Raw genomic sequence first — 21,450 nt, 5'->3', positions numbered from 1 at the left:
GTGACCCCGGGTGACACCGTCACGATCCACGTGAACCTCATCGCCCCGATCGCCATGGAAAAGCAGCTCCGCTTCGCTATCCGCGAAGGTGGCCGCACGGTTGGTGCCGGTTCCGTAACCGAAATCATCAAGTAATCAGGATTAAAAATGCCTAGAGAACTCATCGTGCTCGAATGCACAGAATGCAATCAGCGCAACTATGATTGCGACAAGAACAAGCGTCTTCACCCTTCCCGCGTGGAATACAAGAAGTACTGCCGCTTCTGCCGCAAGCATACTGTTCACAAGGAATCCAAGTAAGGAAATCCGCTTAGGTCGATAGCTCAATTGGTAGAGTCACGGTCTCCAAAACCGTTGGTTGGGGGTTCGAGTCCCTCTCGACCTGGGAATTTCCTCCGGAGTCATCATGCGTAAGATTCAGCAATATGTCAAAGAATGCATCCAGGAACTGAAGAAGGTTACTTGGCCTACTTGGGAAGAACTCAAGGGATCGACTCTCGTTGTCATGCTCTTCAGCGTCATTATGGGCTGCTATATTGCCGGTCTTGATGTCGTGTTTTCCGTAATCATCGACAAGATTATGGGTAGGGGTTAATCACTATGAAGAAGTGGTACGCTATCCATACCTTCTCCGGTCAGGAAAACAATATCAAGAAACACATCGAGCAGATGATTGAGCGCGAGGGCGTTCAAGACAAGTTCGGCCAGATTCTCGTCCCCACCCGTGAAGTCGTGAGCAACGTCCACGGGCGTCGTCGCGTTTCTAAGCAGAACCTGTTTCCTGCATACATCGTTATAGAAATGGAGCTGGACAAGCTCACCCAGCACCTGGTGTCGACCATCAATGGCGTCACCCATTTCGCCGGAATGACACGCGCTTCTCGTGTTCCTATTCCGCTTCAACAGAGCGAGGTCGATCGTCTTCTTGGAGTTGATCCTGAAATTTCTACAGAAGGCGAGATCCAAATCCCGTACAGCATTGGCGATAATGTCCGCATCAAGGAAGGTCCGTTCAAGGACTTTGTGGGCGTCGTAGACGAAATCATGGAAGACAAGACCAAGATCAAGGTCATGGTTACCGTCTTCGGTCGTTCTACGCCTGTCGAGCTTGCCTTTAACCAGGTCGAGTCCGCTACCGCTTAATGTTACGGTTTTTGCAACGGAGATAAAACAGTGGCAAAGAAAATCACAGGTTATATCAAGCTCCAGATTCCCGCAGGCGCTGCCAACCCGGCTCCTCCGGTGGGTCCTGCCCTCGGTCAGAAGGGCGTGAACATCATGGAGTTCTGCAAACAGTTTAACGCTAAGACCCAGAACGACAAGGGCATGATTGTCCCGGTCGTCATCACGGTCTATGCCGACAAGAGCTTTACCTTCATCACGAAGGTTTCGCCGGTTCCGGCCCTCATCAAGAAGGCCGTCGGCATCGAGAGTGGTTCTGGTGAACCCAACCGTAAGAAGGTTGGCAAGATCACCAAGGCCCAGATCCAGGAAATCGCCCAAAAGAAGATGCCGGATCTAAACACAATCGACCTCGAAGCCGCCATGCGCATGGTTGCGGGCACTGCTCGTTCCATGGGTATTGATGTGGTTGACTGAGGCAGGTAATTCACCGTTACGTATCTGACAGGAAAATTTCATGTTCAGAGGAAAAAAATACAAGAAGATTGCTGAATCTTTTGATCGTAATCAAGCCTACGATCTGAAGGCGGCAATCGAAATACTCAAAAAGTCCGAATTGAAGTTCGACCAGACGGTCGAAATCCACTTCAATCTCGGTGTGGACCCAAAACATTCCGACCAAGTGGTTCGTGGCACTGTCGTGCTTCCGCATGGTACCGGTCGTTCGGTCCGCGTTCTCGTTTTTTGCAAGGACAACAACCTTGAAGTTGCAAAGAACGCTGGCGCTGACTACGCGGGTGGTGCTGACTTGGTTCAGAAGATTCAGGAAGGCTGGCTGGACTTTGACGCCGTCGTTGCTACTCCCGACATGATGCCGGTGATTAGTAAGGTGGCCCGTGTCCTCGGTCCTCGCGGTATGATGCCGAGCCCCAAGGCTGGTACGGTGACCGTTAACGTCGCCCAGACCGTCAAGGAACTCAAGGCAGGTAAGATTTCTTACCGCGTCGACAAGGGCGCTAACGTCCATGCTCCTGTTGGCAAGCTCTCCTTCACTGTCGACCAGCTGGCTGAAAACGCCAAGTCTGTGATTGACTCTGTCGTGAAGAACAAGCCTCAAACTTCTAAGGGCACATACATCAAGAGCCTCACTCTGACGGCTACGATGGCCCCGGGCATCAAACTTGATATGGCACTGACGCGCTAGGAGATACCATGAAAGCTGTAGTTAAAAAACAACAGACCGTGGATTCGCTCGTCGAGTCCTTCAAGGGCGCAACCGCCGTCTATCTGCTCAATTACCAGGGTATCACTGTCGAAAAGGACAACGCCCTGCGCAAGGCTCTCGCTTCTAAGGGTGTCAAGTACCACGCTGTGAAGAATACTCTTCTCAAGCGCGTGCTCGCCGCTCTCAAGGTCGAAGGTCTCGACGAACTCCTGAACGGTGCAACATCCGTGATGGTCGGTTTCGAAGAAGATCCTCTTCTGCCTGCCCGCGAAATTGAAGCATTCCACAAAGCTAACCCTGATTTCTTGGTCGCCAAGAGCGTTTACCTCGACGGTAAGCCCATGCCTGGCTCCGAAGTCGTCAACCTCGCCAAGATCCCGGATCGCAAGGGCATGATCGCTCAGATCGTCGCCATCGCTCTCGGACCTGGTGGCAAGATTGCTGGCCAGATCAAGGCACTCCAGGAAAAGCTGGAAAAAGAATCGGGTTCCGAAGCCGCAGCCCCTGAAGCTGCCGCTGCACCGGAAGCTTAACAACAAACCACAAACCAAAAATTTTAAACGGAATAATCGGAGAAACACATCATGGCAACTGATATCAAGGCACTGGGCGATCAAATCGTTGGTCTTACCCTTCTCGAAGCCAAGGCTTTGGCTGACTACCTCAAGGAAACGCACGGCATCGAAGCCGCTGGTGGCGTCGTAATGGCTGCCCCGGCTGCTGGCGCTGCTGCCGCTGCTGAAGAAAAGACCGAATTCGACGTTATCCTCGCCGAAGTCGATCCGGCCAAGAAGATGGCTGTCCTCAAGGAAGTCCGCGCTATCACGGGTCTCGGCCTCGGTGAAGCCAAGAAGGTCGTCGAAACGGCCAACAGCGTCATCAAGGAAGCTGCCCCGAAGGCTGACGCCGAAGCCCTCAAGAAGAAACTCGAAGAACTCGGAGCAAAGGTTACTCTCAAGTAATGCTCACAGTTCTTTGAACTGCTCTTACCAATCGCCTGCACGCGAGTGCGGGCTTTTGGTGTTTTTTGCTTAATCAGGATCTTCTTCACCGGATGAGGTATTTCAAATGACAACGGAGCGAAAGAGTTATTCCTCCAACAAGTTCCAGCTGGAACTGCCGTACTTGATCGAAGTTCAGAAGGCTTCGTACGAGCAATTTTTACAGGCCGATATCCCGCAGGAAAGGCGCCTGGACGCTGGCCTGCAGCGCGTATTCAAGGACATCTTCCCGATTACCGATCCTAACGGGCTCTTCTCCCTCGAATACGAAAAGTATTACTTCGGAATACCGAAATACAGCATCCCCGAGTGCCGCGAACGTGGGCTTACCTACAACATGGAGCTCTACGCGACTCTCGCCCTTCGCATTTTCGAGAAGGACGGTGAAGATACCAAGCTCAAGGAAGAAGTCAAGAACGATGTCTTGATTTGCGAACTTCCTATCATGACCGAGAACGGCACGTTCATCGTGAACGGTGCCGAACGCGTTGTCGTGTCGCAGCTGCACCGCTCTCCCGGTGTGAGCTTCGACGAAGAACTCCAGCCCAACGGCCGTTCTGACTACAAGAGCCGCATCATTCCGCATCGCGGCGCCTGGGTCGAGTTCAATATCGAAAACGATGTCCTGTACCTCGTCATCGACCGCAAGAAGAAGATTGCGGCTACCGCCATGCTCCGTAGCATCGGCTTCGAGACCACGCAGGATATCCTGAACCTCTTCTACAAGAAGTCCGAAGAAGTCAACATCGCCGAAGAATCCGAAAAGTTCAACGACGATGGCGTCTGCGTCCTTATCGACCGCGTTATCTTCAAGGATGTTATCGACGAATCTACCGGTGAAGTTATCGTCGATGCCAATACCGTCATTGACGACAAGAAGCTCGAACGTCTCCGCGAAAGCAGCGTGAAGACGGTTACGCTCCTTTCCAAGGAAGAAGAAAACCTCCTCATCCACAACACGCTCACGAACGACAAGACGAAGACTCGCGAAGAGGCTCTCCGCCTTATCTACTCCGTGACGCACCAGCAGCAGGACGATTCCCCGAACATGACCGTTGCTGAAGACTTCTTCAACAACCTGTTCCTGGATGACCCCCGCAAGTACGATCTGGGCGAAGTTGGCCGTTACCGCCTGAACGCCAAGGTGTACACGCCGAAGATTATTGCCCTCCTGAAGGAAATCGGCGAACAGTTCAACATGGAAAAGGAACTCGCCCTTCCGGAACTGACCCGCACGACGATGAGCAAGGCGGACTTCCTTGCCGTTATCGAATACATGGTCGGCCTCTACGACGGCGAAGACGGCTACGCCAAGGACGATATCGACCACTTGGGCAACCGCCGTACCCGCTCTGTGGGCGAACTCCTCGCTAACCAGATTTCTGTGGGCCTTTCCCGCATGTCTCGCGTCATCCGCGAGAACCTCTCCATCCACAATGACGACGAACAGACCACTCCGCGCGACCTCGTGAATACCCGCACGGTTTCTTCTGTCGTGAACGCGTTCTTCGGTTCCAGCCAGCTCTCGCAGTTCATGGACCAGATGAACCCGCTTTCCGAACTCACGCACAAGCGTCGTCTTTCCGCTCTCGGTCCCGGTGGCCTTTCCCGCGAACGCGCAGGCTTCGAGGTCCGTGACGTTCACTACACGCACTACGGCCGCCTCTGCCCGATCGAGACCCCTGAAGGACCGAACATCGGTCTTATCAACTCGCTCGCATCTTACGCCATCGTGAACCACTTCGGCTTCATCGAGACGCCGTACCGCATCGTGGGCCTTATCAACTTCAAGGATGCCCAGGGCGGCATCGTGAAGTTCCCCGAATCCAAGTGGCATTTCGGCATCTTCAAGGCCTTCGTGCACGACCCGCACTACTTCCTTACCGAGCAGGAACTTTCCAGCAAGGAAAAGGATTCCATCCGCATGAACCTTGACAACCGCCAGCGCGACCTGTTCGACATGTTCGTGGGCAAGGTGTTCGAGGTCAAGTACGCCGATGGCTCCAAGCACTACTTCAAGAACGGCTTCGAACAGTTCGATTTCAGCGGCAAGGCCGACTATGTGCAGGCCAGCGACGCTATCGACCAGGTCGTTTCTGACTTTATCACGTTCCTCACCGCCGACGAAGAAGACGCCTTCAAGGTGGCTCCGGCTTCTACCGAGCTCACCGACGACAACCGCTTCAAGGAAGAATACGTCATCGTCCGCGACAAGAGCGAATACCCGCATGTTCTCCGTCAGGACAGCATCGAAATCGGCGACGAGGATGTCGAACGCATCGACCTCATGGACGTTGCCCCGATGCAGATTGTGTCTGTGGCTGCTGGCCTCATCCCGTTCCTCGAACACGATGACGCCAACCGCGCGTTGATGGGTTCTAACATGCAGCGCCAGGCAGTGCCTCTGCTCCGCGCCGAAGCCCCCGTGGTGGGTACCGGCCTCGAACGCCGCGCCGCCCTCGACTCGGGTACGGTCGTGCGTGCCAAGCACGATGGCCTCGTGACGTTTGTCGACGCCCGCAACATTACGGTGAAGCGCGGCAACATGGTGAACGGCAACTTCGAGCCTCTCACCGGCCTCGGCGAAAACTACGAATTCCTCGGCAAGGATCCTATCGACGAGTACGTGCTCCGCAAGTTCGAGCGCTCTAACCAGGATTCCTGCGTGAACCAGAAGCCTATCGTGAACGTGGGCGACTTCGTCAAGGCTGGCGACGTGCTTGCCGACGGCGTTTCTACCGACCACGGCGAACTGGCCCTGGGTAAGAACATCCTTATCGGGTTCCTCCCGTGGAACGGCTACAACTACGAAGACGCCGTTATCATTTCCGAAGAACTCGCCATCAAGGACACGTTCACCTCCATCCATATCGAAGTCTACGAAATCGACGTGCGTGAAACCAAGCGCGGTCCGGAAGAACTGACCCGCGAAATTCCGAACGTCGGTGAAGACGCTCTCCGCAACCTCGACGAGAACGGCGTTATCCGCGTCGGTGCCGAAGTCGGCCCGGACGATATCCTCGTCGGCAAGGTCACCCCGAAGGGCGAAACCGAACTTTCTCCGGAAGAACGCCTGCTCCGCGCCATCTTCGGCGAGAAGGCCGGCGACGTGCGCGATTCCTCCCTCAAGGCTCCTCCGGGAATGAAGGGCGTCGTGCTCGAAACCCGTATCTTCAGCAAGAAGGATAAGAGCGACAAGAAGAGCAAGGAAAAGGACCAGGAACAGATCGAGTCCATCCGCGTCACCTTCCAGAGCCAGATCGACAAGATTAAGGAATCCTGCCGCGAACACTTGTTCGAACTCCTCGGTGGCAAGGCTGCCGGCAAGGTGATGGACAACGAAACGCACGAACTCCTTATCCGCGAAGGCCAGACCTACACCGAACAGAACCTTGCCGCTATCGACGTGACCAAGGTTTCCCCGATGTCCACCTTCGTCGTTGGCGATGACGAACTCCAGGAAAGGGTTCTCTCGCTCGTGCTCGTTGCACGCGACAACCTCGATACCCTTACCCGTACCATGGAAAAGGAAATCGACAAGGTCACGAAGGGCGACGAACTCAAGCCGAACGTTCTCAAGAACGTGAAGGTCTACATTGCGAAGAAGCGCTGCCTCTCCATCGGTGACAAGATGGCAGGTCGTCACGGTAACAAGGGCGTTGTGTCCAAGATTGTTCCGGTCGAAGACATGCCGTTCACCGAAGACGGTCGTCCGCTCCAGATTCTTCTGAACCCGATGGGCGTGCCTTCCCGTATGAACATCGGTCAGGTGCTTGAAGTTCACCTGGGCTGGGCTGCAAAGACCCTCGGTTTCAAGGTTTCTACGCCGGTGTTTGACGGCGCCAAGTTCGAGGACATCTGCAAGGAACTCGAGAAGGCCTACCAGAAGAACCCGATCGTGAACTACGAGATGGACCCGGAACACGACAAGATTATCGGTAAGGCCAAGCTCTATGACGGCCGTACCGGCGAAGCATTCCTGAATCCGGTCACCATCGGCTACATGTACTACCTCAAGCTCGGTCATTTGGTGGACGACAAGATCCACGCCCGTTCTATCGGTAGCTACGCCCTCGTGACGCAGCAGCCGCTCGGTGGTAAGAGCCAGTTCGGTGGCCAGCGCTTCGGTGAAATGGAAGTGTGGGCCATGGAAGCCTACGGTGCCGCTTACACGCTGCAGGAACTCCTCACCGTCAAGTCCGACGATGTGCAGGGCCGTTCCATGGTGTACGACGCCATTGTCCATGGCAAGAACACCCCGAAGCCGGGTATCCCCGAATCCTTCAACGTTATGATTCGCGAAGTTCATTCTTTGGGTCTTGACATCGAGACCATTGGAGATAAGTAATATGTCCGAAGAAATGATGGAAGTACAAGACAACGCCGGCGATATTTCGATTCATCTCGCCGCACCGGACCTTATCCGTTACTGGTCTTTCGGCGAAGTCACGAAGCCGGAAACGATCAACTATCGTACGTACAAGCCGGAACGCGATGGTCTTTTCTGCGAAAAGATCTTCGGACCTGTCAAGAACTGGGAATGCAACTGCGGTAAGTTCAAGCGCGCCCGCTACAAGGGCGTGATCTGCGACCGCTGCGGCGTCGAAGTGACTCACTCCCGCGTCCGTCGTGAACGTATGGGCCACATCGAACTCGCCATTCCTCTCGCACACACCTGGTTCGTCCGTAACCAGCCGTGCGTGATTGGCGCCCTCCTCGGCCTCAACACCAAGGACCTCGAACAGGTTATCTACTACGAACGCTATGTCGTTATCGACAAGGGCGACGCCGAACTCGAAGAGAACCAGCTCATCGACGAAACGACTTACCAGGACCTCGTCGCCGAAGGCCGTAAGTTCGACGCCCGCATGGGTGCCTCCGCCATCAAGCTGTTGCTCGACCGTCTCGACCTTACCGAACTTTCCAAGAGGCTCCGCGACCAGGCCCGTAGCAATTCCAGGACCAAGGTGGACGAAGCCATCAAGCATCTCAAGATTGTTGATGCCTTCCGCAAGTCCCAGATGGAAAGCTTCCGCAGCTACTACAACAACCCGAAGGGCAGTGCCGACCGCGATACGGGCAAGGCTTGGCTCAAGGGTCTCGCCGAAGCGGTTGCCGAATTCAAGGCCGATTATGAATCCAAGCACGATGACTTCGTCCTTGCCGATGCCTACGAGGCTTTCCGCACCGAATACCCGAACGAAGCCCGCCTTCTCGCGAACCAGCCTTCCTGGATGATTCTCGACGTGCTTCCGGTGATTCCGCCCGACCTGCGCCCGCTCGTTCCGCTCGAAGGCGGCCGCTTTGCGACCTCCGACCTGAACGAACTCTACCGCCGTGTCATCAACCGCAACAACCGCTTGAAGAAGTTGATTGACATCCGTGCCCCTAACGTTATTCTCTGCAACGAAAAGCGCATGCTGCAAGAGGCCGTGGACCAGCTGTTCGACAGCGGTCGCCGCAGTGCCCGTGCAGGTGGCGCACGCCCGATGAAGAGCCTCGCTGAGCTCCTGAAGGGCAAGCAGGGTCGTTTCCGTATGAACCTCCTCGGTAAGCGTGTGGACTACTCCGGCCGTTCCGTCATTGTGGTGGGCCCGGAACTCCAGATGCACCAGTGCGGTCTCCCGAAGCGCATGGCCCTCGAACTTTACAAGCCGTTCATCATCCAGCGCCTGGAAGAAGACGGCATCGTCTATACCCTCAAGTCCGCGAAGAAGTACGTCGACGCCGAACGCCCCGAAGTGTGGGACATCCTCGAAGAGATTATCGAGGACCACCCGGTAATGCTGAACCGCGCCCCGACGCTTCACCGCTTGGGTATCCAGGCGTTCTACCCGAAGCTTATCGAAGGTAACGCCATCCGCCTCCACCCGCTCGTCTGTACCGCATTCAACGCGGACTTCGACGGTGACCAGATGGCCGTGCACCTCCCGCTTTCTTTCGAAACCCAGCTCGAATGCCGCGTGCTCATGCTGTCCTCGAACAACATCCTGCACCCCGCTTCCGGCCAGCCGATTGCCGTGCCGGGCCAGGACATCGTGCTTGGGCTCTACTACCTGACCAAGCCGCGTCCGGGCCGCAAGGGCGAAGGCATGCATTTCTTCGATGCTGCCGAAGCCATCCGCGCCTACGAGAACGAGGTTGTCGACCTGAACGCTACCGTGTACCTGAAGCTCCCCGCGGGCCGCAAGATCTACATGGGCGCCCTCGAGAAGGATTGCGTGTGCGTCCGCGAAATCGCTGACGACAACGGCAATATCGAGGAAAATGTCAAGGCCGGCGAAAAGGTCAAGTTCCTTACCCTCAAGGAACCGAACGTTATCAAGACGACCATCGGTCGCATCATCTTCAACGAGTTCGTTCCGAACGAACTCGGCTACGCGAACGAAACCTTCGGCAAGAAGGTCATCGCGAAGTCCATCGACGACCTGTACCGCCGTACCGGCAACCGCGTGACTGTCGAATACCTCGACAACCTCAAGGCCAACGGTTACAAGTGGGCAACCCGCGCCGGTTCCTCCGTGGCTATCGCCGAAATGGTGATTCCGGAAGAGAAGCAGGCCATGCTCGATGCCGCCACCCAGAAGGTGAACGAAATCCGCAGCCTCTACGAAGACGGCGTGATTACCGACGGTGAACGTTACAACCAGATTATTGACGTGTGGTCCAAGACCACTAGCGACGTTGCTGCCAAGCAGTGGGATTTGCTTTCCCACGACCGCGACGGCTTCAACCCGGTGTACATGATGGCTGACTCTGGTGCTCGTGGTAGCCGCCAGCAGATTATGCAGCTGTCCGGTATGCGTGGCCTGATGCAGAAGCCTATCAAGCAGCTCGGCGGTCAGGAAGTTATCGAGAACCCGATTAAGTCCTGCTTCCGTGAAGGCCTTAACGTGATGGAATACTTCATCTCGTCTCACGGTGCCCGTAAGGGTCTTGCCGATACCGCCCTTAAGACGGCTGACGCTGGTTACCTTACCCGTCGTCTCGTGGACGTGGGCCAGGACCTCGTCGTGACCGAAGCTGACTGCGGTACCACCAACGGCATCGAAGTTTCCGCCTTCAAGGACGGCGACGATACCGTGATCCCGCTGGAAGAACGCTTGCTCGGTCGCGCCCCCGTCGAAGATATCAAGCACCCGGTTACGGGCGAAGTGATCGTGAAGGCTGGCGAACTCGTCACCGAACGTGACCTCCCGAAGATTTCCGCAACCGGTCTCGAACACATCAAGATGCGTTCCGTGCTCACTTGCGATTCCCGCACCGGCGTGTGCTCCAAGTGCTACGGCCGTATGCTGGCGTCCGGTCGCCCCGTCGACCTCGGCGAAGCAGTCGGCGTGCTTGCAGCCCAGTCCATCGGTGAACCGGGTACGCAGCTTACCCTCCGTACCTTCCACATCGGTGGTGCTTCTTCTCGCTTGACTGTCGAGAACAACAAGAAGGCTATCGTGGACGGCCGCGTGGAACTCGAACAGCTCGTTACTGTCGAACACGAGGGCCAGAAGGTCGTTACGAGCCGTATGGCGGAACTCGTCATTTACGACACAACAGGTATTAACAAGGGTCGTTACCAGATCCCGTATGGCGCAATCATGTTCGTCGAGAACAACGCCCAGGTCAAGAAGGACCAGGTGATGTTCGAATGGGATCCGTACAACAGCCCGATTATCACCAACGTGGCCGGTAAGGTGAAGCTTGTCGACCTCGTTGAAAACAAGACATTCCGCGTAGAACGCGACGAGAACACCGACGTCGAAACGTGGGTCGTGATTAGCGAAAAGCACGGTGGCAGCGCAAAGCAGCTCCGTCCGGCTATCACCGTCCTCGACGCTTCCGGCAACAAGGTCGGTAACTCCATGCTTCCGGATGGCGCCATCCTTACGGTTAAGGACGGCGACATGGTGGCTGTCGGTTCTACGGTTGCGAAACTCCCGCGTGCCGCAGGTAAGACCCGCGACATTACCGGTGGTCTTCCGCGCGTGGCCGAACTCTTCGAAGCCCGCAAGCCGAAGAACACTGCGGTACTTGCCCCGATGGACGGTCTCGTCTCTATGGGTAACGAAGTTCGCAACAACCAGGAAGTTATCATCAAGAGCGATACCGAGGAAAGGAAAGTGCTGGTTCCCCGCGGTGTCCACTTGGCTGTTAACGAGGGTGACCGCGTCCGCGCTGGCCAGAAGATTAGCGAAGGTAGCGCCGATCCGCACGACATCCTCGATATCCTCGGTCCTGAAGAAGTGCAGCGTCACTTGGTGAACGAAATCCAGGCGGTTTACCGTCTGCAGGGTGTGGCTATCGCAGATAAGCACATCGAATGTATCGTCCGCCAGATGATGCGCAAGGTCCGCATTACCGCTTCCGGTGATTCCGACCTGCTTCCGGGCGAGGAAATTTCCAAGGCTCGTCTCCGCGCCGAAAACGACCGTTTGCGCGCGCTGGGCAAGCAGCCTGCAGAATACACGCCGATGCTCCTGGGTATCACGAAGGCTTCCCTCGCGACAGACAGCTTCATCTCTGCCTGCTCGTTCCAGGAAACCACCAAGATCCTTACCCGCGCTTCTATCGAAGGGCAGGTTGACCCGCTCCTGGGCCTCAAGGAGAACGTGATCATGGGCCGTCTCATTCCGTGCGGTACCGGTGCCCGCCACCTGAGGAACGTCCAGGTGATCGATGCCGATGCCGAAATGGAAGAACGCCGGCGTTTGCAGAACGTACAGGCCGAATACAGTTCCTCCGATACCGGAATCCAGATGCAGGATTTCGATATGGGATCCTCTGACGAAGAAGATGTGGACTAATTTTGGCCATGTACTTGAAAACTTTGGAAAAAAAACTATATTTGCACTCCAAAATCTAGGAGATTAATAGTGCCTACTATTCAACAGCTCGTCCGCAACGGACGTGAACAGATCAGCAACAAGACCGCTTCCGTGGCCTTGAAGTCCTGCCCGCAGAAGCGTGGCGTTTGCACCCGTGTCTACACCAGCACTCCGAAGAAGCCGAACTCTGCTCTTCGTAAGATTGCCCGTGTGCGTCTTTCCAACAAGATGGAAGTTACGGCTTACATCCCCGGCGAAGGACACAACCTCCAGGAACACTCCATCGTGCTCATCCGCGGTGGCCGTGTGAAGGATGTTCCGGGTGTTCGTTACCACATCATCCGTGGCGCCCTGGATACCCAGGCCGTTAACGGTCGCCAGAACGGTCGTTCCAAGTATGGTGTTAAGAAGAAAGGCGCCGCTCCGGCAAAGAAGTAAGGAAGTAGAATATGTCTAGAAGAAGAAAGGCTCTCCATCGCTCCATCCTCCCGGATCCGCGTTTCAAGTCCACTCTCGTGACCGAACTCGTCGGTGTCGTGCTCAAGCAGGGCAAGAAGACCATCGCCGAACAGATCGTTTACACCGCCCTCGATGAACTCGACAAGAAGCTCGAAGGCAAGGAAACCGCTCTCGAGAAGTTCGAACTCTGCCTCGAAAACATCAAGCCGCGCGTCGAAGTCAAGTCCCGCCGCGTCGGTGGTGCGAACTACCAGGTTCCTATGGAAGTCGCTCCGGACCGCGCCAAGGCTCTCGCCCTCCGCTGGCTCCTCGAAGCCGCCCGCAACCGCAACGAACCCAACATGGCCGACCGCCTTGCTGCCGAACTCGTTGCTGCCAAGAACGGTGAAGGCAACGCTGTCCGCAAGAAGAACGATACGCACAAGATGGCCGAAGCCAACAAGGCTTTCGCCCACTTCCGTTTCTAATTCTTGCCTTAGCACAGAATTATCCTAGAGAGAGGCTCGCTTACAAAGCGAGCCTTTTCTGTATTGTCATCCTGGAGCCCTGGAGCGTAGCGATAGTGCGATAGGATCTATGGTTTTTATAATGTTTGCTACGATGACGGCCTTGCACGCTCACACAATCACTTCGTTCCAGTGTTCGCTTTGCAAGGTCCTCATCTACGCAAAGAAACACAAGAGAGTGCTCCGGCAGAAAATAGTTTGTTTCTTTTTCGCGAGCAGGAATGTTTATACCGGGAGGAAACCCTTGTGACTGTTAGTCCCTGCGGGTTTCCTAAAGCGACCGCTCGTTCGTCATTTCAGATAGAGAACTTCCTGTTTCTCACTCGCTCTCGCCATCGCGGCTCGTTGATACGAGTCGCTTTTGGCTCACGAGCGACCGCTCGTTCGTCGTTTCGGGCGCTGAACCTCCGTATGCTCACTCTCCCCGCAAGGGGGACCATGCCCACATAAGCGCTAAAGCGCTAAGTGGTCAAAGTGCTTTCGCCATCGCGACTCGTTGATACGAGTCGCTTTTGGCTCACGAGCGACCGCTCGTTCGTCGTTTCGGGTGCTGAACCTCCGTATGCTCACTTGCTTTTGGCTCACGCAACAGTTTGTTATTTAGTTTTTAAACGGTTTGTAGAAGCACTTTGTCCCCGTGTTTTTTCCTGTTATCGACAGGTTGATCACGGGGTGTCCTTTCCCGTTGAAAATGAATTACATTTAGGGTGTTACCTAAAGGGAAAGAGCATTGAGATTTAGTTTATACATAGTCGTCTGCGCCTTGTTGTTCCCCTTGCCGGCGGCGGCCGAGATTATGCCGGACACAAACCTTGTCGAGGGGCAGTTCGGACACAATCCCGAATTGGCAACCCGCAGGCCGGAACCTGTCCTTGATACGGCAGTCATCGACGGCAAGGAAGTTGAAATCCGCAAGTACGCTTTCAAAGCGTCGCGTGAAGCGTTCCTGAATATGGACACGTCTTCCAGGGCGTCCCTGTTGTGGTATTGGAATGCGGAAGGGGTTGCGAGATACCCTATAGAGACCGTTGTTGACTTTTATAGATGCTGGTCATCGGCTGATTCTGACCCGGAATGCCGCATCGAGTTCCTTGATGCTGGCGATAAGCCTATAATGGCGAGCGATGTCGGGGACACCTACGTCAAGGATGGGATGCCTAGGGACTTGTCTAGAGACCAGTGGAGGGGCTGGATAAACATGCAACTGGGGGACCAGATAAATTCCGTGAAGTCAATCCACATGTACAAGGACGAGAAGATGGATTTGCTTTGGGGATTGTATGGCGGCATTATGGGTGGGGCCTTCACGGCTCTAGCGGCGATGATTGCCGAATTCCCGATTGCGTATGCGATGGACAAGCCGTACGACTGGAAGGACGTGGGCTGGATAACGCTTGCAGGGTTTGTCGGGTTTACGAGCTATAGTGTAATCTACATAGCCGTAACGAGGGATACCAAGCGCCTGGATGTCACGATCAGGTTCTAATTTGTTATATTGAGTGGCATGAAAAGTTTATCTGTAATTCTCGGTTGCGCCTGCTGTGCGTTCCTGCTTGCCTGTAGCGATGATGGTTCTACGACCGCCGTCCTGGACAATCCCTACGCAGACGATACGTATTCTTCGAGCGAGGCGCTTTCGGACACTTCGGGTTCCGGGCGTTCTTCATCAAGCTCGTTGATTCCCTCGTCATGTTCTGCGCGGGATTTTTCGAGCGGTGTCGAGCGTTCCTCTTCCAGCGAGAAGGTTCAGTCCTCTTCTGGCGAAAAGCCGGGCGTTTCCTCGAGCAGTGTTGCTTCTTCCGAATCCAATCCGCAGGCATCCAGCAGTTCCAGCGCTCCTGCGGAACGGCCCGAAAGTTCCTCCAGTTCTGTGGATTCAGGCGATTCCACCCTCACGTACGAGCGTGAATGCGGGGCGCTGGTGGATGCCCGCGACGGTCACACGTATTGCACGGTGACAATCGGGACGCAGACCTGGATGGGGGAGAACCTGAATTACGATGTTCCCGGGTCCGCGTGCATCAGGGACAGTCTCGCCAATTGCGAAAAGTTCGGGCGGCTGTACACGTATGCCCAGGCGATGGGCCGCGCCGAGAATGAATGTGGCCCGGGCTGGATGTGCAAGGGGAACTTCCCGCTGTCGCCGGGGATATGCCCGGAAGGCTGGACTGTCCCGACCCAGAAGGATTGGTTGACGCTGGAGGCCTACGTCGACAAGCACAATGGAAGCGAACCTGTGTATATAAGCCTGATGGCGAAACCCGAAGACAGCAAGCGTGACGATATCACCATAGGGTCTGACCTTTCCGGATTCCGCATTCTTGTGTCGGGCATCTACGACCCGACGGTAGAGTCGTTCTCCGATAGCACTGTCGGGTTCTGGTCGTCTACCGAGGAAAGCGTGAACCACGCCTATCGTTTCGGTTTTGACCTGTACAACTTCGATATATTTGACCTGCAGCTCCCGGCATGGAAGAAGGCGTACCGCTACGTGCGCTGCATCCGGAACAAGGAATAGGACGCATTTTTGCATTAAGCCTGCGAAATACAGACTACAATGGTGCTACTTTACTTGTATTGCATGAGGAGGATTTATGGGAAACGTTTTTAAGAATTGCATCTTGGCGGCTTGTGTTGTTGCGGCGGGCGCTTCGGCCGAAGGGCTTTATCTGGAGGGCTCCTTGGGCATTGCCAAGGCGGACTATGTTGAGCAGGAACGCCCCCGCAGGTTGCAGCAGGCCGATGACCATGTGGGGGAATGCCTCGGCATTGAGGGTTGCGAGGATACGGGTCCCAGCGGGGAATATGCGCCACGCGACAAGGTGGAGTACGTGGGCTATGGCCCCGTGCTTGACCTGAAGGTAGGCTATGGTTGGGAAAAGCTGGCCGTATTTGGCGTCATTCAGGGGACTTACACCGAAGGGTTCCATAATTTTGACTGTTATGTGGTGAAGGAGCCCGTGGAATACACTGGCGACGATGATGGCTATGCATTCCACAATCATTGGGTCGAGCATGAGGAGTATATTCGTTACAGTGAACTCCATTCCCTTTCAACGCGACTGTTCCTTGGTGGCGGCTTTACGTTCTACCCCTTTGCTAAAAAGGAATCGCCCCTGACGGGATTCCATGCCGGCGCGTCGTTCGGCTTCTCCATTATCGAAACCCAGGTAGATGAGGAAAAGAACGCCGTAAGGGACCGTAATCACGGTGCTATGGAAATTTCAACGTTGACCCAGAGCATCGTCTTCGATGTCGGTCACACGTGGGCCTTTAACGAGAGGTGGAACATGGGTGTCGCCTTGACCGCCGCGTTTGAAAATCCGGTCGAATCGGAAAAGGAATACAGCATGTTCAACCTCCACACCATCTGGGCGGGGTTGCGGTTCGTGAGGAAGTAATTCCCTTATCGCTGTATGTTTAGCCTGTAGATGCTTTCTAGTTTGTTTGATAATCAGGGATTGCTGTATGAAACTTTTGAAATTGTGTTGGCTGCCGGTTCTATTGATGGCGATGTTCCTTGGCGGGTGCTCGCAGTCCAATGAAGATGAAATGCGAAAGGCGAAACGCTTTGAAGAGTTAAAAGGACTGCCATTGGACACGGTCCTTACGCGTGCGTATAAATTCTACGAGCAGTTCCAGGCGACGGGTGATACGCTGCTGCGCGATTCCATGGACGATTACAGGAATCACTTCTTTGCGAGGTGGAAACTTTCTACGGATTCTATCTGTGCTACGGTTCCGGCCGATGATTCGTTGGCGGCCGATTTACGTGACATCTATGAAGTTGTGCTAGAGTTCGAAGCTAAACGTAAGTATCGTGATATTCTCGATAGGGAAGAGCGCGACATTCATGAGGATACTTTAAATGAAACAAGAAAGAATGCTAAACCTATTGATCCAATTGACATTGCTGATTTTATAAAAAAATGGAAAGAAGATCCGGATTTCTGGCGGAAACTTTTCGATGGAGCCGATAGTATCAAAGATGCGAAAACCCGGCCGATTCCGTTTGATGAAGCCCTGAAACATTTGAAAGAGGATTCTAGCAGCAGCTATAATCGCGCTTATTTTGTCCAGACGCTGCAGGTGCGGTATGTTGATATTGAGGGCATTGATATGAAAGAGCTGGAGAAGTTTCGTATGTATTGGATAGAACAGGAAGAATGGAAAAAAAAGAATTCTGCCTGCATGGAAAAAGCGCCGACGGGACAGCGGATTCTTGTTCTGAATAAAGAATACAATACCCTATTGAACGTTTTTATGAAGGCGAATGTCCATGAGAGCAGGCAAGAGCGATATACGATCAAGCCGAATAAATACCCCTTCTGGTTCCCATTTATAGATGTGTTTCCTCATCACGGGGACGACTACTATCATTTCAATTCGTTCCCGATTATGGATAATGCCGTCTTTAACAAGGCTCACGATATGGTGAAACTGGACGTCATGGAAAGTTTTAACTTCCTAAGCCATTACTACTTGTCCAAGCGTTCGGGGAAATGGGAAGTTGTAAAGCGCCGTGACGGCTGGGTGATGTAGGGGCGAAAACCCGCCCCCTTTTTTGCCCACATTTTCTTAACCATCGACTGCAAACCATTAACCAGTTTTTCTATATTATTCCCCGTTAAATTTTCACACTAAACCAAAAGGCTAAAAAATGGCTTCTAAAATCAAATCCGTTGTTGCCCGCCAGATCCTCGATTCTCGCGGCAATCCCACTCTCGAAGTTGATGTTACCCTCGAAAACGGCGTGAAGGGTCACGCTGCTGTCCCGAGCGGTGCTTCTACCGGCGAACGCGAAGCTTGCGAACTCCGCGACGGCGACAAGAAGACCTACTGCGGCAAGGGCACGCTCACTGCTGTGAAGAACGTGAACACCAAGATCGCGAAGAAGATCATCGGCATGGACCCGGCCAAGCAGACCGAAGTCGACGACGCCATGATCGCTCTCGACGGCAACCGCATGCTCAAGAACAAGCTCGGTGCAAACGCTATCCTCGGCGTTTCCATGGCTGTTTGCTGCGCCGCTGCTAACGACGCCAAGATGCCTCTCTACCAGTACATCGCCAAGCTCCATGGCACCAAGAAGCTCACGCTCCCCTGCCCGATGTGCAACGTGATCAACGGCGGTGCTCACTCCTCCGCTCCGATCGACTTCCAGGAATTCATGATTGCTCCGGTTGGCGCAAAGACCTTCTCCAAGGGCCTCCAGATGGTCACCGAAATCTTCCACGCCCTCAAGGCTGTGCTGAAGAAGGGTGGCTTCGACACGACCGTCGGTGACGAAGGTGGCTTCGCTCCTGGCGTCAGCATCAAGCCCGCCAAGAACAAGTTCGGTTACGAAATCACTGGCGTGATGACCCTCGAAAAGGCTCTCGACGCCCTCAAGGCTGCAACCACCAATGCCGGTTACAAGTTCGGCACTGACATCAAGATCGCTCTTGACGTTGCTTCCTCTGAATTCTGCGACAAGAACACCAAGGCTGGCAAGCCGGAAACCTACACCTTCAAGAAGAGCACCAAGAAGACTGTCAAGTCTGCCGACATGGTGAAGCTCTACGAAAAGCTCATCGACAAGTACTCCATCTTCTCCATTGAAGACGGCCTCGACGAAGCTGACTGGGCTGGCTGGAAGGTCATGACCGACAAGCTCGGCGGCAAGATCAACCTCGTGGGTGACGACCTGTTCGTTACCAACCCGACCATCTTCGACGAAGGCATCAAGGCTGGCATCGCCAACGCTATCCTCATCAAGGTGAACCAGGTGGGTTCTGTGTCCGAAACTCTCGCCGCCATCAAGCGCGCTCAGAACGAAGGCTATGCCCCGATCGTTTCTCACCGCTCTGGCGAAACCGAAGACACCTTCATTGCTGACCTCGCCGTCGGTACTGCCGCTGGCCAGATCAAGACCGGTTCTCTCTCCCGTACGGACCGCGTTTGCAAGTACAACCGCTTGCTCCGCATCGAAGAAGAACTCGGCAAGGCTGCTGTCTATGCCGGTGACCCGCGCAAGGCTTGCAAGGCCGCTCCCGCCAAGAAGTGCGGCTGCAAGAAGGCTTGCAAAAAGTAATCTAAACCATTAGAATTACTGAAAGAGGCGTCCCTATCAGGGGACGCTTCTTTTGTATGTAATCTGTTCGCGTGTGCCGATAACTTGATTACTTTGTCTGCAATTCACTGTCGGGAACCTGTGGCGGGTTTATAGACTGCCGGGCTTTTTAGGCGCGAAAACCGCCTTCCGTCTGGTTTGTAAATTCCTGTAAACATTCATGTTGTTAAAGAATTGTGGATAGCCTGTGCGGTGGTTCTAACTTGTGCCCTGGACCGGCCCCTGTGTCGCCTTGTAAACGTAATTTTTAGGTCGGGGAGGCAACAAACAATACGTTTAAATCTATATTAGAATCCGAATTTCATCAAAAGTCGTAAATAGGCTTACAATAAGAGGATACACATGATCGGAATTAAATCGATTGTCAAGACTGTGGCCGTTGTTTCGGCAGCAGGTGCCCTTTTCGGGTGTGATAGCAGCAGCGAGCAGCAGGCCGCCGAAGGCGCCCTGCCCCGTCAGCAGACGCTTTACTTGTCTGGCCAGCAGTGGGGTGCCCCCGCTACGTTCAACCCGCTCGCCGAAAGCTGGATGGCTGCATGGCCGGTGGGTGGCCGCTTCAACCTGGTGTACGAACCGCTCGTCACCTACAACACCCTGAACGGTCAGATCGAAGCCCTTCTTGGCACGCTGGTTCCGGAACTTTCCAACAACGACAGCATCGTGATTGACCTGAACCCCGCCGCCAAGTGGAGCGACGGCAAGCAGGTGAACTCCAACGACGTGAAGTTCATCTTCACGAACGGTTCCATCAACACCACCGAACAGATTTCCGCAATCCATGTGGATACCCTCAAGGCCGAACCGGCAGCGGCGGACGCTCCCGTTGCTGAACGCATTTCCTTCATCGTTGCCAAGGACAAGCGCAACAACCCGCTTTCTGTGATGGACCTCCTCCAGGCCATCCGCATCGTGCCGGCTCACGTGTTTGAACCGCTCGTTGCCGAAAAGGGTCTCGACGAAGTGAAGAAGCTCATGATGGACAAGAACCCGGTCGTTTCTGGCCCGTACACCATCAAGGACTACTCCGCGAACAAGATTATCCTCGAACGTCGTGACGACTACTGGGGCAACGCCGCTCTCCACGAGGGCAAGCTCCCGGCTCCGAAGTTCATTGTCCACCCGATTTACAAGAGCAACGAGCACAACACCATCGCTCTCCGCAAGGGTGAACTCGATGCTTCCATGTCCTTCATTCCGCGTATTGGCGACCTCAAGAGCGCCGGCGTGCATACCTGGTTGAACGATGCTCCGTACTTCACTCCGGGCGCTATGCCGATGCTCATGATCAACACCATGAAGGAACCCCTCAACGACAAGCGTTTCCGTCGTGCCCTCGCTACGGCCATCGACTACAACGCTATCCGTCAGTTCGCTCTCTCCGGTTACACCTCTCAGCTGCAGCCGGGCCTCATCATGCCGACGAACCTCGAAGGCAAGTACATCAACGCCGAAGACCAGAAGGTCGGCGTGAAGCTCGACATCGTTGACGAGGCCGAACGTCTCAAGACTGTGAAGGCCATGCTTACCGAAGCCGGCTACAAGTCCGTGTTCAAGGACGACGGTTCTCTCGACCACATGGAAAACGCCAAGGGCGAAAAGATCCCGACCCTCTTCATTACCTCTCCGGCCGGCTGGACCGACTGGGAATCCATCGTGAACATCGCTGTCGAAGGCATGCGCAAGGCCGGTATCGACGTTCGTGAAGGCTTCGTGGATGGCGGTCAGTACTGGCCTGCCATGGGCACCGGCAACTTCGACCTCATCATGCACAAGCCGACTGCAGACGTGTCTCCGTCTCTCCCGTGGAGCCGCTTCAACGAAGTCATGTCTAGCCGCGACTGGCAGAAGCTCGGCGACTGGGCCGGCACCAACATCGGCCGTTACAACCAGCCGGGCACCAAGGAATTCCGCCCCGAAGTGGACAAGCTCCTCGCCGAAATCCCGCTCATGACCGACGAAGCCAAGAAGGCTGAAGCCTACCGCGAACTCAACAAGATCTTCATGGAAGACCAGCCGGCGATTCCGCTCGCTTACCTCCCGGAACAGTACTACGAGTTCAGCGACAAGGTCTGGACCAACTGGCCCTCTGCAGAAAACGCCTACGCCCCGGCCCAGCTGCCGTGGATCGCTTCTGGCACGAAGGTCCTCTGGAACCTGAAGCTCAAGTAATTCAAAGGAATAAAAGGACTATAAATGCTTAAACAGT

General features: G+C 54.7%; 17 protein-coding genes, 1 tRNA gene and 1 pseudogene. All 19 read left to right on the top strand.

All coding sequences use genetic code 11. The features are described 5' to 3' along the window. Nucleotides 1-135: pseudogene (gene tuf / locus BUA44_RS05820) on the top strand (elongation factor Tu); the annotation flags it as partial. Nucleotides 136-147: 12 nt separating this feature from the next. After that, nucleotides 148-300: a 50S ribosomal protein L33 gene (gene rpmG / locus BUA44_RS05815; protein ID WP_014545993.1), complete on the top strand. Its 153-nt coding sequence runs from the start codon at nucleotides 148-150 to the stop codon at nucleotides 298-300. Between the two features lie 12 nt (nucleotides 301-312). Continuing rightward, nucleotides 313-385, top strand: a tRNA-Trp gene (locus BUA44_RS05810). A 21-nt stretch (nucleotides 386-406) separates the two neighbouring features. After that, nucleotides 407-595, top strand: coding sequence for a preprotein translocase subunit SecE (secE, locus tag BUA44_RS05805; RefSeq protein WP_072809610.1), 189 nt, complete (start codon nucleotides 407-409; stop codon nucleotides 593-595). Between the two features lie 5 nt (nucleotides 596-600). Then, complete coding sequence (nusG, locus tag BUA44_RS05800; RefSeq protein WP_072809608.1) at nucleotides 601-1,143, top strand: transcription termination/antitermination protein NusG; 543 nt, start codon at nucleotides 601-603, stop codon at nucleotides 1,141-1,143. Nucleotides 1,144-1,173: 30 nt separating this feature from the next. Then, complete coding sequence (gene rplK / locus BUA44_RS05795; protein WP_072809606.1) at nucleotides 1,174-1,599, top strand: 50S ribosomal protein L11; 426 nt, start codon at nucleotides 1,174-1,176, stop codon at nucleotides 1,597-1,599. A gap of 40 nt (nucleotides 1,600-1,639) precedes the next feature. Beyond that, nucleotides 1,640-2,326 carry a 50S ribosomal protein L1 gene (gene rplA / locus BUA44_RS05790; RefSeq protein ID WP_072809603.1) on the top strand — a complete coding sequence of 229 codons (687 nt, stop codon included), beginning with the start codon at nucleotides 1,640-1,642 and terminating at the stop codon, nucleotides 2,324-2,326. A gap of 8 nt (nucleotides 2,327-2,334) precedes the next feature. Next, complete coding sequence (gene rplJ, locus BUA44_RS05785; protein WP_072809601.1) at nucleotides 2,335-2,880, top strand: 50S ribosomal protein L10; 546 nt, start codon at nucleotides 2,335-2,337, stop codon at nucleotides 2,878-2,880. Between the two features lie 51 nt (nucleotides 2,881-2,931). Next, nucleotides 2,932-3,309 (top strand): 50S ribosomal protein L7/L12, encoded by a 378-nt coding sequence (gene rplL / locus BUA44_RS05780; protein ID WP_072809599.1) that lies wholly within the window; start codon nucleotides 2,932-2,934, stop codon nucleotides 3,307-3,309. Between the two features lie 106 nt (nucleotides 3,310-3,415). Then, nucleotides 3,416-7,696, top strand: coding sequence for a DNA-directed RNA polymerase subunit beta (gene rpoB / locus BUA44_RS05775; protein WP_072809597.1), 4,281 nt, complete (start codon nucleotides 3,416-3,418; stop codon nucleotides 7,694-7,696). A 1-nt stretch (nucleotide 7,697) separates the two neighbouring features. Beyond that, nucleotides 7,698-12,146, top strand: a complete 4,449-nt coding sequence (gene rpoC / locus BUA44_RS05770; protein ID WP_072809594.1) for a DNA-directed RNA polymerase subunit beta' — start codon at nucleotides 7,698-7,700, stop codon at nucleotides 12,144-12,146. A gap of 69 nt (nucleotides 12,147-12,215) precedes the next feature. Then, nucleotides 12,216-12,605 (top strand): 30S ribosomal protein S12, encoded by a 390-nt coding sequence (gene rpsL / locus BUA44_RS05765; protein WP_072809591.1) that lies wholly within the window; start codon nucleotides 12,216-12,218, stop codon nucleotides 12,603-12,605. A gap of 11 nt (nucleotides 12,606-12,616) precedes the next feature. Further along, a complete protein-coding gene (gene rpsG / locus BUA44_RS05760) occupies nucleotides 12,617-13,093 on the top strand; it encodes a 30S ribosomal protein S7 (protein ID WP_072809589.1) in 477 nt (158 codons plus the stop codon). Between the two features lie 835 nt (nucleotides 13,094-13,928). Continuing rightward, complete coding sequence (locus tag BUA44_RS05755) at nucleotides 13,929-14,618, top strand: hypothetical protein (protein ID WP_143151875.1); 690 nt, start codon at nucleotides 13,929-13,931, stop codon at nucleotides 14,616-14,618. Nucleotides 14,619-14,636: 18 nt separating this feature from the next. Further along, on the top strand, nucleotides 14,637-15,650 hold the full coding sequence (locus tag BUA44_RS05750) for an FISUMP domain-containing protein (protein ID WP_072809585.1): 1,014 nt from the start codon (nucleotides 14,637-14,639) through the stop codon (nucleotides 15,648-15,650). Between the two features lie 76 nt (nucleotides 15,651-15,726). Continuing rightward, nucleotides 15,727-16,533, top strand: coding sequence for a hypothetical protein (locus BUA44_RS05745; RefSeq protein ID WP_072809582.1), 807 nt, complete (start codon nucleotides 15,727-15,729; stop codon nucleotides 16,531-16,533). 67 nt (nucleotides 16,534-16,600) lie between these two features. Then, entirely contained in the window at nucleotides 16,601-17,674 is a 1,074-nt protein-coding gene (locus BUA44_RS05740; protein ID WP_072809580.1) for a hypothetical protein, read from the top strand. Between the two features lie 118 nt (nucleotides 17,675-17,792). Continuing rightward, a complete protein-coding gene (eno, locus tag BUA44_RS05735; protein WP_072809578.1) occupies nucleotides 17,793-19,205 on the top strand; it encodes a phosphopyruvate hydratase in 1,413 nt (470 codons plus the stop codon). 381 nt (nucleotides 19,206-19,586) lie between these two features. Then, nucleotides 19,587-21,413: an ABC transporter substrate-binding protein gene (locus BUA44_RS05730; protein WP_072809575.1), complete on the top strand. Its 1,827-nt coding sequence runs from the start codon at nucleotides 19,587-19,589 to the stop codon at nucleotides 21,411-21,413. Nucleotides 21,414-21,450: the final 37 nt, after the last annotated feature.

The sequence above is a fragment of the Fibrobacter sp. UWR3 genome (assembly GCF_900143055.1).
In the GTDB taxonomy this organism is placed as follows: Bacteria; Fibrobacterota; Fibrobacteria; order Fibrobacterales; family Fibrobacteraceae; genus Fibrobacter.
This window is presented reverse-complemented; position numbering and strand designations above follow the sequence as displayed.

Coding starts and splice junctions, on each gene's coding strand:
- rpoC (WP_072809594.1), top strand. CDS start 7,698: ATGTCCGAAGAAATGATGGAAGTACAAGACAACGCCGGCGATATTTCG.
- secE (WP_072809610.1), top strand. CDS start 407: ATGCGTAAGATTCAGCAATATGTCAAAGAATGCATCCAGGAACTGAAG.
- rplA (WP_072809603.1), top strand. CDS start 1,640: ATGTTCAGAGGAAAAAAATACAAGAAGATTGCTGAATCTTTTGATCGT.
- BUA44_RS05740 (WP_072809580.1), top strand. CDS start 16,601: ATGAAACTTTTGAAATTGTGTTGGCTGCCGGTTCTATTGATGGCGATG.
- BUA44_RS05730 (WP_072809575.1), top strand. CDS start 19,587: ATGATCGGAATTAAATCGATTGTCAAGACTGTGGCCGTTGTTTCGGCA.
- rpoB (WP_072809597.1), top strand. CDS start 3,416: ATGACAACGGAGCGAAAGAGTTATTCCTCCAACAAGTTCCAGCTGGAA.
- rpsG (WP_072809589.1), top strand. CDS start 12,617: ATGTCTAGAAGAAGAAAGGCTCTCCATCGCTCCATCCTCCCGGATCCG.
- BUA44_RS05745 (WP_072809582.1), top strand. CDS start 15,727: ATGGGAAACGTTTTTAAGAATTGCATCTTGGCGGCTTGTGTTGTTGCG.
- rplJ (WP_072809601.1), top strand. CDS start 2,335: ATGAAAGCTGTAGTTAAAAAACAACAGACCGTGGATTCGCTCGTCGAG.
- rplL (WP_072809599.1), top strand. CDS start 2,932: ATGGCAACTGATATCAAGGCACTGGGCGATCAAATCGTTGGTCTTACC.
- rpmG (WP_014545993.1), top strand. CDS start 148: ATGCCTAGAGAACTCATCGTGCTCGAATGCACAGAATGCAATCAGCGC.
- nusG (WP_072809608.1), top strand. CDS start 601: ATGAAGAAGTGGTACGCTATCCATACCTTCTCCGGTCAGGAAAACAAT.
- BUA44_RS05750 (WP_072809585.1), top strand. CDS start 14,637: ATGAAAAGTTTATCTGTAATTCTCGGTTGCGCCTGCTGTGCGTTCCTG.
- eno (WP_072809578.1), top strand. CDS start 17,793: ATGGCTTCTAAAATCAAATCCGTTGTTGCCCGCCAGATCCTCGATTCT.
- BUA44_RS05755 (WP_143151875.1), top strand. CDS start 13,929: ATGCCGGACACAAACCTTGTCGAGGGGCAGTTCGGACACAATCCCGAA.